This window comes from Mycolicibacterium novocastrense (assembly GCF_001570485.1).
In the GTDB taxonomy this organism is placed as follows: Bacteria; Actinomycetota; Actinomycetes; order Mycobacteriales; family Mycobacteriaceae; genus Mycobacterium; species Mycobacterium novocastrense.
This window is the reverse complement of sequence record NZ_BCTA01000105.1, coordinates 73,630-87,861: the sequence shown is the minus strand read 5'-3', so window position 1 is coordinate 87,861 and position 14,232 is coordinate 73,630. Positions and strand designations below refer to the sequence as shown.

Sequence of the window (14,232 nt, the reverse complement as noted above, 5' to 3'; positions counted from 1 at the left end):
TTGGGCGCCATGCCGATGAGCGGCGGAATGCCGATGGGTGGCGGTGGGATGCCCGGTTTCGGTGCACCGCTCTCCGGGTTGAGCGGGCTGACCGCCCCTTTCACCCAAGCGGCCAAACTGACCGGCAGCAACGGCAGCCCCGCCGCGAAGCTGGCTTCGGCGGCAATTCCTGGTCTGGACACCAGCGGGCCCGGGAAGGCCAGCGAGCGCGGTCTGCAGCAGTACACGAAGTTGATGAACCGGGCGATCTCGAACGCGTTCCCGGAGATCGAGGAAATCGGCGGTTGGCGGCAAGACGCGCTGAAATGGCACCCCGACGGGCTGGCGCTGGATGTGATGATCCCGAACTGGGACACCGCCGAGGGGCGTGCCTTGGGTGATCGGGTGGTCAACTTCTTGATCCGCAACCAAAAGCCGCTGGGCCTGGACCACATCATCTGGCGACAGCAGATGATCCAACCGGACGGTAGCTCCTCGAGGATGGACGATCAGGGCAACGCCACACAGAATCACTACGACCACGTTCATGTGGCGTCATTGGGCGGGGGGTACTGAAGTATGCAGGAACCGAAGCGCACCCATCGGGCCGAGCGGCGCCGCGGCGGGACCGGATTGACCTACGCCTCTTTGGAACAGGTTGCGGCGTGGCGGTTTCTGTGGCACCGCATGGCGGTGGCGGTCGCTCGCCATTCGGTGCGACTGGTGCATGATCCGTCGAAGAATTACGGGGCGGCGGCCACAGTCGGGGTGGTCATCGCGGCACTGGCACTCGGGGTGTGCTTTGTGCTGTCGTGGCTGAAGCCGGTGGGGCAGATCGGTAATTCCAAGCTGGTGGCTGACCGCGGCAGTGGGGCACTGTTCGTTGATGTCAACAACACGATGCACCCGGTGTTGAATCTGGCGTCTGCCCGGCTGATCCTCGGCCAGGACGCTTCCCCGACGCTGGTGCCAATGGCGCAGATCGAGGAGCGGCCGATCGGTCCGGCCGTCGGCATCGTCGGGGCTCCGAATGATTTGACTGCGCGTACTCCCGCCGACACCGGGTGGGGGTTGTGCGATAAGGCCGGCACTGCGGGCACTTTGGCGACTCCTCGGGTGACCGCGCTGACCGGACAGTCCGAGTTGGGGGATTGGGCGCACGAGATGGCCTCACCGGATGCGGTGTTGATGACCTACGGCGGTAGCGTCTTTTTGGTCACCGATGGGCACCGCTCGCAGCTCGATCTGGCCGACAAGCCGGTGATGCTGGCGCTGGGGCTGCAGGCGGGCAATCTTCGGCCCACTCCGATGTCGCGGGCACTGTATGAGGCGTTGATTCCGACCGCACCGCTGCGGGTGCCCGACGTGCCCTCCCCGGGAGGCCCGGTCGGGTATGCCGGGCCTGGGCTGGCGGTGGTGTCGGGGTCGGTGGTCAAGTCGCGCAGTGCTGCCGGCGACGACCAGTTCTTTGTGGCACTGCCGGCAGGGCTGCAGATGATTCCGGAGACGGTGGCGCTGATGCTGCACAACGCCAATGTGTCTCGGCAGGGTCGGGTGCTCGACGTGGAGGCTCCGATGGTTGCGGCCGCTCCGCAGGCCGTCGGCTTCGACGTGTCGGCCTATCCCAACGGGCCGGTGAAGCTGCTGGACAAGGCCGCCGAACCGGTCACCTGCGTGATGTGGCGCAAGGATTCGGGTGCACCGCAGGCGACCGTGACCACGGTGTCGGGTCGGCGTCTGCCGATCGCCCAAGGCGAGGAGTCGCGGGTCATCAGGATGGTGTCGGCGCAGGCGGGCCAGCAGTCAGCCGACGAGGTGTATCTAGGGCCGGGCAGCGCGAACTTTGTCCAGGTGACCGGTGTCGAACCTGATTCCGGGCGTAGCGAGTCGGTGTGGTGGATCGGCCACAGCGGTGTGCGCTTCGGCATCGAAACCTCTGACAGACAACATGATCCGCTGCGCGCACTGGGATTGTCGGAGGTGACGCCGACCCCGGCGCCGTGGGCGGTGGTGCGTTGGCTTCCGGCCGGCCCGGCGTTGTCGCGGCAGTCGGCGATGGTCGAGCACGACACCTTGGGCGCCAACCCGGCGGCCGCGCCGATGAACGAGAAAGGCACACGATGACGACGAAGAAGGGTTACGACAAGGAGAAGCCGGCGGCGCCGATCCTGCCGGAACGCACCGCCACGATGCCCGAGATCGGCGAGATTACGCGGCCGCCGCAGCAGCGGCCCCCCGTGTGGGTGTGGGTGCTGATCTTCGTCGTCGCGGTGATCGTGTTGCTGGTGATCATGATCCGAACCGGCGCCCGCTCGATCGGCCTGGGCGGCATGTTCATCATGCCGATCATGTTGGTGTCGATGTTGATGATGCTGCGCAACCGTGGCGGGGGCACCAACGAGAAAACCAAGCCTGCGGCGCTGGCCCAGACCAGGCTGGACTACATGCGCAGTCTGGATGAACTGCGCGAGGACGTGACCGTCGGCGCTCAGGAGCAGGCCGCCGAGATCGCCTATCACCATCCCAATCCCTGCAACGGTTCGCTGCTGACCATGGTCGGCACGGGCCGAATGTGGGAGCGTCGACCCACTGACCGCAATTTCGGGCATGTGCGGCTGGGGCTGGGGGTGACCCGGTTGCGCACGATCATCAACCCGCCGCAGAAGGTGCCGCCCCCGGAGTACCGGGAGACTTCGACGGCTATCGCGGCGCGCGATTTCCTGTTGGCGCAAAACGTGGTGCACGACGTGGCACGGCCACTGCACCTGTTCGACCAGATGGGGTGGGCGTTCTTCGCCGATGAGGCCCAGCGCGCGCTGCTGCAGGGGACATTGCGGGCGCTGGTGTGCCAGTTGTGTGTGTTCCATGGTCCCGACGTGGTGCGGCTGGCGATCATCAGCGACGACCCGCAGGCGTGGGAGTGGGCGAAGTGGTGGCCCCATGTCGCTGATCCTGAGCTGGTCGACGCCTGTGGGCCGGTGCGGATGATCTACAACGATGTGGGGGAGTTCATGGAGCGCTTCGGGGACCAGTGGACAAGTCGGCCAGCGTGGTCACCACCGATGGAGGGACAGCCCCGCGCGGAGGACCATTGGGTGATTGTGGTGGACATGCCCGGCGCGAACTGTTCACCGTTGTTGGGCACTACCGGCTACGCCGGGGTGGCGGTGGTGGAGGCCACCAACGACTACTTTTCGTCGCTGGCGACGTCGGCGACGGCGATGAAGTTCGATGCGGTGGGAAATCTGTTGCGGGCCAGGGAGGTTGTCTAGACATGGTGCGGGTTTCGCCTTTGGCTGAGGAGGGGCTTGCCTTCGCGGCGACGCCGGACGTGATGCCGCTGGTGGAGGCTGAGGTTTTGGCCCGCGCGGTGGCAGCGTGGGAGCCGCAGGATGCGGCGACCCGGTTTGTGGCCGAGCGGGCTGCCGACGCGCGGGCGGGCCAGGATTTCCTTGACCTGTTCCAGATCGAGGATGCCCGGGTGTGGGATCCGAGCACGCTGTGGTCGCAACTGACCACCACTACGCGTCTGCGTGCCCCGGTGGGTAAGAATCCGGCCACCGGTAAGACGGTGTGGTTGGACCTCAAGGAGGGCGCCGAGGGCGGGATGGGTCCGCACGGCATGCTGACCGGTCAGATCGGTTCGGGTAAGTCCGAAACTCTGGTGTCGTTTTGCTTGGCGATGGCGATGCTGCACCCGCCGGAGGTGCTGCAGATGATTCTGGGCGATTTCAAGGGTGAGACGGCGATGATGAAGCTGGCCGACATTCCGCACTGTCAGGGTGTGGTGTCGAACCTGGCTGAGTCTGCGGCGCGGCTGGATCGTTTCGAGGACATGATCAACGGCGAGACCGGGCGGCGCGAGGCGATCCTGAAAGCCTCGGGGTACAAGGACGTCCGCGACTATGAGCGGGCGCGGGCCACGACCCGCCCGGATTTGGAGCCGTTGGGGACGTTGTTCATCGTGCTCGACGAGTTCAGCGAGCTGTTGCGGATTCGGCCTCGGCTGGCCGAGACCTTTGACGTGGTGGCCCGAAAGGGACGCGGCCTGTGGATGCACATCCTCAATGCCTCACAGCGCGTGGAGTCCGGTCGCATGGCCGGCATGATTGCCCAGCAGACGTACTCGATCGGGTTGAAGGTCAAGGATGCCAGCCAGTCGCGGCAGGCGATTGGCTCCACGCGAGCCTACGAGGACCTCAAGGGCGCCCCGCAGGGCACAGGGTTCCTGGTCTTCGACGACGAACACACCTTGTTTCGGTCCTATTACGTCTCGGCGCCGTTCACCGCTCCTGTGGCGGGCCGCCAGCAGCGGCGCCGCCAGGAGGGCCAGTACATCGATCCGCGCCGTTTCGGTGCCGCGGTGGCGCCGCTGCCGTTGGACATCGAGGTCGGCCAGGAGGAGGACGACGACGATCTGGCCGATGAGATTTCGATCGAGCAGATGAGTGTGGACGCCGACACAGTGGTGTCGGTGTTGGTGCAGCGTCTGGCCGAGGCGGGCCGCACCTGCCGTGCTATGCACAAGCTGTACTTGCCGCCGCTGGATGAGACTCCGGTGGTGGCCGTCGATGAGGTGGCGCAGGAGTTCTGGGGGCGCGACTGGCTCGATGTCAGCACCGACTCGGGTCTGACGATTCCCTATGCCCGTGAAGATGACCCGTTCGACCACAGTCAGAAGCTGCTGAGCCTCGATCTGTCGGGAAGCATGGGCAATGCGGCCATCATCGGCGCCACGCAGAGCGGGAAATCTACTGCGCTGCAGTCGATCATGACAAATCTCGCGGTGTCACACAGCCCGCAGCGGGTGCAGTTCTACTGCATCGACCTCGGTGGCGGCAAGTTGCAGAACATGTCGGTTCTGCCCCATGTCAGCGGGGTCGCCGGGCAGGGCAACGAGGAGCGGCTCATCCGAATCCTCAGCGAGGTCGAGCGCCTGCTGGCCAGCCGGGTGCGCAACTGGGAGTTGGCCGGGATCGACCTGACGGAGTTCCGCGCCCGCAAGTTCGCCGGCAAGCCCGGTGAGGTGCCCGAGGACGGCTATGGCGATGTGTTCCTGTTCGTCGACAACATGGCGGCGTTGAAGATCAGGGACCAGGAGCTCTACACCCGGATCACGGAACTGGGGTCGTCGTCGGCGCTGAATTACGGCATCCACCTCGTGGTCAGCAACGACCAGTGGGTCAGCCTGCCCTACAACCTCAACAGCAAGTTCGGTACCCGCATCGAGCTGCGGATGGCCGATTACCGCGAATCGGAGATGGGGGATCGGGAACGCGCCAAGACCGTCCCGGACCAGCCGGGCCGTGGGCTCAAGCGCGGCGGCATGCACTTCCTGATGGGCGCTCCGGTGGCCACTGCGGCGGTGACGGGCGCCCACGGCGCGGTGACGTATGACCAGTCCTCGGTGGAGGCGACGTGTCAGCTGATCGCGCAGTCCTGGCAGCGGCGGGGAGTGGGCGCGGCGCCCCCGCTGCCTGAACTGCCCACCGAGCTGCACTGGGATGAGCTGGGGCCGGTTCCTGCGGGCACCCTCAAGCTGGGGGTGGGCGAGGTCGCCCTCGACACCGTGGGTGTGGATCTGACCGCGGCCACCAACTTCTACGTGGTGGGCAGCAGCGGGTCGGGCCGCACGACAGTGATACGCACGCTGGTCAGCGCCATTCAGGACACGTTCTCCCCGGCACAAGCCCAGATCGTGGCGTTCGACCCGGACCTGAAGCTGGCTGCCTACATCGAACCGGAGTATCTGGCGGTACACATCGACAACCCGTCGGTGGACGTCAGCGCGATCGCGGCGCATCTAGCCAAGAGGTTCACCAGCGAACGTCGGCCACCGGAGAGCGCCACGGCCCATGAGCGTGCGCAGTGGCGGTTCAGCGGTCCGCGGTTCTTCATCGTGATCGATGATCTGCACCTGTTCAACGCACCGGGCTCGTCGATGTCATCGCGGTTGATGCCGGCTTTGGAGCCGGTGATCGAACGCGGCCGGCAAATGGGGGTGCATGTGCTGGCGAGCCTCAACGGCACCGGATGGCAGGCGACGAGCGCCCACAACAAGGTGGTGACCGCGTTGGATCGCGCCGGGGCGGGGGTGCTCATCCTCGACGGCACCCGCTCCGACGGCGTCATTGTGGACGGGGTACGTGCAGCTCCACGGGCACCAGGGCGAGGTGAACTGGTGTATCGCAAGCTGGGACGCCAGCTCATGCAGGTGGCGCTGCCGCCGGCCGGGAAATCTCCGCATGAGCAGTCGGCTGATTCGTGGTGAACTGTAGTGACAACGTCAGCACGTCGTGGTGGAGTAACGGAGCAAACACACGACAGTTGGTCCCGGAACAGGACCGGTGCGTGTGTATGAAGTGTGTACGAAGTGCCTAACAATGTGTTAGGTTGCATCTACGGGAAGCAGTAAGGAGCACATTCATGTCGGCACTGTCAGTTTTCATGGAACCCGGCGGGGTCGCGGCGGCTGCGGCGGCGACCGCTGCGCTGTCGGCCGAGGCCGCTGGTCACACCGCTCAGGCCGCAGCCGCAGCCGCGGTTGTGCCGCCTGGGCTGGATGAGATCTCGGCGGCCAATGTCGCCAAGATCGGCTCTATCTCGGCTGATATCGCCGCGGTCCTGGCGGCGGCAGCGGGCCAGCAGTCGCTGTATGGCCTGGCTAACGGCGCTGCGAGCGTGGTCACCACCGTCGCTGACGAGGCGGCGGGTGCGGTGATCAACGCGGTGATCTAAGGAGCTGCAGGAGTCATGCCACCCGGGGCTTACCAGGCCGAACCGCCCGAGGCGACCTCGGCGCAGTTCTGGCTGGGCCCTGGGGCGGGGTCATTCTTCGCCTCGGCGGCCAACCTCAAGGCGTTGGCTGCGGCGATCATCGGCATGCTGGGCGGGCACGTCTCGACCGAGGCTGCGATGGCGGCCAGTTGGCCGTCGCTCAGTGGGGAGATCGCCCGCCTGGCGCACACCCCTCATCTAGGGTGGCTGGCCACGGCGGGCGCGATGGTCGCTGAGGCCGGGATGGCGATCGACGCCACTGCAGCGTCGTTTGAGACATCGAAGTTCGCCACTCCTCACCCCGGCGAGGTGGCGACGAATCAGTCCGAGCATGTGGCGTTGAACAACGCCAACGCCTTCGGGTTCCTGACACCGCTGATCATCGCCAACCGCATCGACTACGGCCGCATGTGGATGCAGGGCGTGACCAACAAGTACGCCTATGAAACGGGGTCGGTGCCGCTGCACACGGTGCCCCCGGTGCCACCGCCACCGCCGTCGACCGCTGGCGCTTCCGGCTCGGGAGCACCGGGGCTGGATCAGGGCTCTGCTGAGGCCCCGATGGACAGCTTCTTCCAGCAGTTGACCGGCATGCTGCCCGCGATCGGGCAGATGCCGATGTCGTTGATGCAGTCGGTGGGAAGCGGTGGCCCGCTCAAGAGCCTGACCGAAGTGCCGCAGCAGTTCCTCGGTCAGATGGGATCGCTGGCCTCAGCGGCGAACCTGAGTCCGGAAGCGGCGCTCGATGGCGCCGCCACCTCGGACTGGGTGACGGCGACCCCCCTGGCCGGGGGCGCGGTCAACGCGTCGCTGGCCGGCGGCGGCGCGGGTGGTTTCGGCGGGGCGGGCACGGTCTCGGCGGCTTCGGCGCTGCGCAGTCCCGGCTCCTGGGCGTCGGCGGTCAGCGCGGCCCCAGCCACCGGCGAGACCACCTCACGGTTCAGCGAAATGCGGCCTCAAACCACCACGGTTCCGGCCTCAGCGGGTGGCGGCATGGGCGGGGCGATGGCGCCCTTGGCCCACGGTGCAGCGGCGGGGGCACAGAACAACACCGACGAAAAGAAGGAACAGACCGAACCAGGCCAGGTGCTGGTCTCGGCGGCCGATCTGTTCCGGTCATCTGAGGCCATGCCGGTGATCACCGGGGGAGGGGGCCTGACGCGGGCCAGTGAACCTGGAGGCAAGGAGGCGCCGGTCTGACAGGTGCGCGGGCAACCGCCAACGCGTAGGCAGTAATCCCACACCGGCGATCCGGCTGGGGGGCAAACAAATCCAGGGAAGGAATCACGAATGGACATCTATGGCGACATCGAAGCCATGCATGGCGACTCTTCGGCGATGTCGGAGAAAGAGGACCGGCTGCAGTCGATGGTCCAGCAGCTCGGCTCAATGCTGCAGCACGCGGCCACAGGCATGCAGGGCAAGGGACAGGTGGCGTTGCAGCGTGCCGGGGAGGACCTGCAGTCCTACGGCACCCAGCAGGCCACGATGCAGGCCGACCACGCCGACAAGATGAACACCTCCGCGGCGCATCTGACCACCGGCGACGATGACGCGGCGACCTATCTCAGCGCCATCGACTCCATGTCGGTGTGATCACCGAGACCAACTGAGAACTGAGAAAGCGAGCAGAAGATGACGATTCAGTACAACGTGCCGATCATCCAGGAATGCACGGAAATGATCGGTGCCTGCGAGGTTCTGACGGCCGAAGTGCACAGCGACGCCATGTCGATGAAGGTCCGCACCGAGACACACTTCAGAGGTGGCGGCGGTGAGGGATTCCAGGAGGACTACACCCGGGTGCTGACCTACGTTGAGGGGCTGCGCGAGAAGCTCAACTCGGCGAAGGCGGCGCTGGGGATGGGCCTGGACGGGGTGGTCCAGAAGGACGCGGCTATCAAGGCGCAGTACGGCGCTTAGGGCTCGCGTGGCGCGTGCGCCAGGAAAGCTCTGAGCATGACACGGCCCGGCCCTGCACCCAAGGCAGGCCGGGCCGTTGTCGTGGGCGAACAGGTGGTGGCCAATTGAGCAACAAAGGAGTCCAACGGTGGCGGGGCGACCGACATTCGTGAATCGGCCGGCGCCGACGGCGACCGGACCTCAGCCGGTCACCTCCATGGAGGTGACCCGAGAGGCGCTGTGGCTGCTGCAGGCGCTGTGCGGGGTGGAGCGGATGCCGGCGGTGCTGGTGACTCGCCCCTTCACCGACACCGGCGATCCGGCCGAGCGTCCGTGGGGGCATCCCGGTGTGGAGGTGCTGCGCGAGAAGGGGCTGGTGTTCGGCGATCAGGTGCACCCGCAGGTGCGCCTGTGGATGGAGAGCCTGGGCGCTCCAGATGTGGTGTTGGCGGCCATGATTCGTCGCGGCGGGCAGCATCTTCGGCTGGCCATCGCCCGCCGCGGTGAGGTCACCGTGTCGGCGATACAACATGAGGATGATCTGACGGTGGAGTACCTGGGTCATTCGGCGACGGTGTCAAGTCTGGTTGACCGACTGCTTCCGGTGTGTGGGCCGCAGGTGCAGCCCGCACAGTTCGACGCGGTGTCGGTGCCGACGGCGAATCTGCTCGAAGCGCTGGGGCAGGTGGCCAGGGGCGAGCACAGCGCGGCGACAGTGTTCAGCAGTCTGGGGATGGACAGCGACCAGTACCGGGTGGTCACCATGGCCGCCGACCACCCGATCATGGAGCTGTCGATGACCGCGATGACTCCCGACGAGGCGGGTCGAATCGAGGTGAGCAGGACCGCGGCCACCGTGACCGACACGGCGCTGGGGCGGGTGCTGACGGGGCCGATCCGCAGTGACAACGGTTCGTGGTGGACGCTGATCACGCCGGGCACCACGGCGGCGATCAAGTCGTCGGTGTCGGCGGTGCTGGGGATGGTCGGCATCCGCGAGTGGAACGACGGGACCCCTCATCGGCGGTAGGGACGTCACAGCAGCGCAGAGTGGGCAGAGCACCCCCGTTCACCCAACCACCAAAATCAAACAAAAATTGTGTTTACGTACTGTCTGAATATGTCTGTTATGTGCAATACTGAGGCAGTGCTAGGAGGCAGGCCCGTGAGGCGCAACAGGATCGAGTCACTGTGAGCGAACAAGACTTCTACAGCCAGTACCTCAAGCCGGAGCAGGCGGGGGAGCCCGGCGCGCCGGACCCTGCTGCGGTGCCGCCGGAGCCGACCGGCACGGTCGGCCATCCCCACAACGGAGTTGAGCCCAGTGACGCGCACACCGATCCCCGGATGCCGGTGGCCGACCCGTACGCGCTGGCGCCGCCACCACAAGCACCACCGCCGGCGCGGCCACCCGTGGACTATCCCCCTGCTGCGCCGCCGAATCCTGCACCCGCCCCTCCGGGTGCGGGTCGGCACTCACTAGGCGCGCCGGGCGAACCGGGCGGGGTTCCTGCACCGCCGGGTCACTCTGGCGGGTATCCACCGTCGGGCACAGATCAGCCACCACCCCCGGCGGGCGCACCGCGGCCCCCAGCTGGGTGGGCGCCGCGACCGCCCCAGCCTCCGGCCTGGCCTGCCCGGGGTGGGGAATCGGTGGGGCCGATGCAGGCTCAGGTGCGACAAGCCGACCTGGTCCGGCCCTACAAGCCGTCGGCGGAATCGGGTTGGCGCAAGCGGTTGTACAAGACCACGCGGATCAATCTGGGGCCGGGCGCCGGTGAGCGTGAGTGGAATGACCTGCATCGGCGGCTGAAGGTAAACCTTCGCGGCACGTACGTCATTGCGGTACTGCAGCAAAAGGGTGGGGTCTCCAAGACCACGACCACGTTGGGCATCGGTGCGGCGCTGGCCAAGTACCGCAGTGACAAGGTGGCGGCCATGGACGCCAACCCGGCGTCGGGCAATCTGGCCAAGCGGATCAACGAACCGAGCACGGGCACGTGGCGCACGCTGCTGACTGATCCGAATCTTCACTCCTACAGCGATTTTCGGCACCATCTGGGCATCGACACCTCGTCAGGGCTGGAGGCGCTCGCCGGTGATCCTGGCGATGCGGTGCTGACCGGTCGTGAGTTGGTCATGGCCTGGCAGCGGATGGCGCGGGTCTATCCGGTGGTGCTGCTGGACTGCGGCAATCAGATGCGCGACGACATCACCGCGGCGGTGTTGTCGATGGCCGATGCGGTGGTGGTGGCCTCGACGACCCGCTACGACGGCGCCGAGGCCGCCCAGCAGACATTGAATTGGCTGATCTCCCACGGCTATCCGGGCCTGGTACGGGAGGCGGTGATGGTGATCAGCAACATCAACAAGATCACGCCGACGAAGGCGGTCCGCAATCTGCATGAAGGGTTCGAACGGGTGGTGCGCGCGGTACACGACATCCCCTACGACCCGCACCTCAGCGATGCCACCGCCATTGATTTCAACCGTCTGGCACCAGCGACGAGGCGAGCGTTCATCGAGGCTGCCGCGTCGGTAGCCGACGGCTTCGTCAAGGCCGCAGACAAGGACCCTGGGTATCGGACGCAGTGGCCCGAGCAAGGTGAGGGGTGGCGATGACGACAGCGACGGAGAGGGGCGCGCAGGGGGCGGTCCCGGCGCGTCAGGTCCGCCTGGCCGAGCAGGTCAATGTGGCGGTGCTGTTCGCAGGCCGCCAGCACGACGTGACGCTTCCGGCCAGCTCATCGGTGGCGGCGGTAGTCGACTCCCTGGTGCGCCGGTTGCAGACCGCCGACGACGGCGGTGAGGAGGGGCTGCGCAGCCCCGACGAGAACGGCATGGTCAGCCCCGGGCTGGTGAACCTGACCCACATCGACGGACGGCCGCTGAACCGGACGCAGACACTGGCCCAGCAGGGGGTGGTCGACGGCGATCTGCTGGTGCTGGAGGTGATCGACGCCGACGTTGAGTTCACCCCGGTGATCGAGTCACCGTCGTCGGCGGTGGGTGTGCTGAACAAGTCCCGGACCCCTGTGGTGACCGCTGCCACGGCCCGGCTGGTGGCCGGGATCATCGTGGCGGTGGCGGTGGCGGTGACGACGGGGCTGCTGATGCTGGCGTGGTCGCGCAACCGCAGTGCAGGCGATGAGTGGGATCTGATCCCGACCGCCGCCGCGGCGGGGCTGGGGCTGCTGCTGATCATCGCTGGGGCGCTGGTGTGGAGGCAGCAGCGAGATACGGTGACCGCCAACGCGTTATGGCTTCCGGGGGCGTTGATCGCCTGCCCGGCGGCGGCGTTCATGGCTGCGCCGGGAATCGTCGGACCCTGGCACATCACCTTCGCGGTGATGGTGGCGGTGGTTTTGGCGGCGCTGTTGTGGAGGCTGAGTCCAGCCCCTCGCGGTCTGGTGGCCACCGTTGTCATCGTCGGCACCGGACTGGCGGCGCTGGCTGTCGTCCATGCGCTGACCGGGGCGACATTGCAGAACCTGTCGGTAGTGGTGATGGTGCTGGCGCTGTTCGTGTTGACCGGGGCGCCGAAGATCGCCGCCCGCATGGCCGGTATCCCGGTGCCGCCGTTTCCCACCATCACCGGCAAGGACACCTTCGATAACGCCGACGCCATCGCCAAGGAGGCGCTGGTGGCCGCCGAGCACCAGGGCACGCCCAGTGTGGAGGACCTGCGCCGGGGCGCCGAGGCGGCCAACGTCTACTTGGGTGCGTTGCTGGTCGCGGTGGCGATCTTCTTCGTGGGCGCGTCGGCGTTCGTGGTGGAACCGGGGCAGGGGCGCTGGTGGCTGGCGACGGTGTTCATCGGGCTGCTGGCCGCAGTACTTCTGTTGCGCGGCAGGGCGTTCGCCGCTCGGAGCCAAGCGATCACCGTGGTGGCTGCTTCGGTGCTGATGGTCATGGTCACGACCGTGAAGTACGCGCTGACCTGGCCTACCCCGGTGGCTGCCTACGCGGCAGCGGCGGTGATCATTGGGCTGGGCATCGCGGGAATGGGGGCCGCGGCCGTCGTCCCGGCGAAGGTGTTCTCCCCGGTGTTCCGCAAGATCGTGGAATGGTGTGAGTACCTGCTGATCGTGGCGGTCCCGCCGGTCGCGGTATGGCTGCTGAACCTGCTGGCCCTGGCAAGGAACATGTGATGACCGCCTTCGTGGGGATCGGGCGTCGTCTGGCGGTCGCGGCAATGGCCGCGGTGCTGGCACTGATGTGGCCGTCGGGTACCGCCGCGGCGATCACACCTCCGGCGATCGATCCGACCGCTGTTCCCGCCGATGGCGAACCCGGCCCGGACGAGCCGATGAAGCAACGCTACGAATGCCCTGGAAACGCGCTGATGCCGGGCACCGACGTGGCCGTGCCGCCGGCAGCGCAGACGTTCATGAATCTGCCAGAGCTGTGGGAGTCTGCCGGGCGTGGCGCCGGCGTGACGGTCGCGGTGATCGACACGGGCGTGTGGCCCTCTCCGCGTCTGCCCCACCTGCGCGGCGGCGGGGACTACGTGATGGCCGGCGACGGGCTGTCGGACTGCGACACCCACGGCAGCGTGGTCGCCAGCATCATCGGCGCCAGCCCGGCCGAGGGCGACGGCCTGGTCGGGGTCGCCCCGGAGGCCGAGATCATCTCGATCCGCCAGTCCTCGGGCATGTTCGTGCGCGAACGCGGGGGCAACGATGATGACGCACGAGCGGGCACGGTGAGCACGCTGGCCCGCGCGATCGTGCACGCCGCCAACTCCGGTGCGCGGGTGATCAACATGTCGATCGTGTCCTGTGTGCCGGTGACCAAGCCGGTTGACCAGACCACCCTCGGTGCCGCGGTGCGATATGCGGTGATGGAAAAGGATGTCGTGCTGGTGGCTGCGGCCGGGAACGCCAATGCCGCCAGCGCCGGAATGCCCATGGGCACAGGGTGTTCCCAGAACCCGAACATCGACGCCACCAATGTTGATGATCCGCGTAACTGGGGTGGGGTGGTGACGATCAGTACGCCGTCGTGGTTCTCCAACTATGTGCTGTCGGTGAGTGCGACCGATGACCGGGGGCAGCCCGCGCAGACCCAGGAGGGCGCCGACATCAGCCTGGCCGGGCCGTGGGTCGGGGTGGGCGCTCCGGGTCTGTTCGTGGAGGGCGTCAACCCTGCCGGGGGCATCATCAACGCCACCGTCGATCCGCAGACCTCGGAGTTGAAGCCGATGAGCGGCACAAGCTTTGCTACGGCGTATGTGTCGGGACTGGCGGCGCTAATCCGCGCCAAGTATCCCGATCTGCCTGCCGCACAGGTGATCAACCGGATCAAGCAGACCGCCCACTCCCCGGCCTCGGTGGTGGACAACAGGGTCGGCTACGGGGTGATCGACCCGCTGGCGGCGCTGAACTTCGACGTCCCCGAAATCCCACCACCTCGGGAGAACCTGACACGACCGCTGGGACCTCCGGCGCCCCCACCCCCGCCGGATCATCGGCCGATGATCATGGCAGTGGCGGGAACCACCACGCTGCTGCTGGCGCTGGGTGTGGTGCTGCTGGTGACGTCGATGTCGAAATCGCGACGAGGACAGTAGGG

The 14,232-nt window shown here is 66.9% G+C and carries 11 protein-coding genes and 1 pseudogene; all 12 read left to right on the top strand.

What is annotated here, in order from left to right; translation table 11 throughout:
• Nucleotides 1–555, top strand: a pseudogene (locus tag RMCN_RS30620) (hypothetical protein); the annotation flags it as partial.
• A gap of 3 nt (nucleotides 556–558) precedes the next feature.
• Nucleotides 559–2,103: a type VII secretion protein EccB gene (eccB, locus tag RMCN_RS30615; protein ID WP_006246327.1), complete on the top strand. Its 1,545-nt coding sequence runs from the start codon at nucleotides 559–561 to the stop codon at nucleotides 2,101–2,103.
• Nucleotides 2,100–3,251, top strand: coding sequence for a hypothetical protein (locus RMCN_RS30610; protein WP_005148552.1), 1,152 nt, complete (start codon nucleotides 2,100–2,102; stop codon nucleotides 3,249–3,251). Before eccB ends, RMCN_RS30610 begins: the two co-directional genes overlap by 4 nt.
• A gap of 2 nt (nucleotides 3,252–3,253) precedes the next feature.
• Nucleotides 3,254–6,250 (top strand): type VII secretion protein EccCb, encoded by a 2,997-nt coding sequence (eccCb, locus tag RMCN_RS30605; RefSeq protein ID WP_006246326.1) that lies wholly within the window; start codon nucleotides 3,254–3,256, stop codon nucleotides 6,248–6,250.
• Between the two features lie 155 nt (nucleotides 6,251–6,405).
• On the top strand, nucleotides 6,406–6,717 hold the full coding sequence (locus RMCN_RS30600; RefSeq protein ID WP_006246325.1) for a PE domain-containing protein: 312 nt from the start codon (nucleotides 6,406–6,408) through the stop codon (nucleotides 6,715–6,717).
• A gap of 15 nt (nucleotides 6,718–6,732) precedes the next feature.
• Nucleotides 6,733–7,956: a PPE domain-containing protein gene (locus RMCN_RS30595; protein WP_067396967.1), complete on the top strand. Its 1,224-nt coding sequence runs from the start codon at nucleotides 6,733–6,735 to the stop codon at nucleotides 7,954–7,956.
• A 90-nt stretch (nucleotides 7,957–8,046) separates the two neighbouring features.
• On the top strand, nucleotides 8,047–8,352 hold the full coding sequence (locus RMCN_RS30590) for a hypothetical protein (protein WP_006246323.1): 306 nt from the start codon (nucleotides 8,047–8,049) through the stop codon (nucleotides 8,350–8,352).
• A 39-nt stretch (nucleotides 8,353–8,391) separates the two neighbouring features.
• Complete coding sequence (locus RMCN_RS30585) at nucleotides 8,392–8,679, top strand: hypothetical protein (RefSeq protein WP_005148557.1); 288 nt, start codon at nucleotides 8,392–8,394, stop codon at nucleotides 8,677–8,679.
• 127 nt (nucleotides 8,680–8,806) lie between these two features.
• Nucleotides 8,807–9,688, top strand: a complete 882-nt coding sequence (locus RMCN_RS30580) for an ESX secretion-associated protein EspG (RefSeq protein ID WP_006246322.1) — start codon at nucleotides 8,807–8,809, stop codon at nucleotides 9,686–9,688.
• A 161-nt stretch (nucleotides 9,689–9,849) separates the two neighbouring features.
• On the top strand, nucleotides 9,850–11,280 hold the full coding sequence (locus tag RMCN_RS30575) for a MinD/ParA family ATP-binding protein (protein ID WP_263987607.1): 1,431 nt from the start codon (nucleotides 9,850–9,852) through the stop codon (nucleotides 11,278–11,280).
• On the top strand, nucleotides 11,277–12,809 hold the full coding sequence (gene eccD, locus RMCN_RS30570) for a type VII secretion integral membrane protein EccD (protein WP_067396991.1): 1,533 nt from the start codon (nucleotides 11,277–11,279) through the stop codon (nucleotides 12,807–12,809). Before RMCN_RS30575 ends, eccD begins: the two co-directional genes overlap by 4 nt.
• Nucleotides 12,809–14,230, top strand: a complete 1,422-nt coding sequence (mycP, locus tag RMCN_RS30565; protein WP_005148561.1) for a type VII secretion-associated serine protease mycosin — start codon at nucleotides 12,809–12,811, stop codon at nucleotides 14,228–14,230. The genes eccD and mycP overlap by 1 nt, the downstream gene beginning before the upstream one ends.
• Nucleotides 14,231–14,232 lie beyond the last annotated feature (2 nt).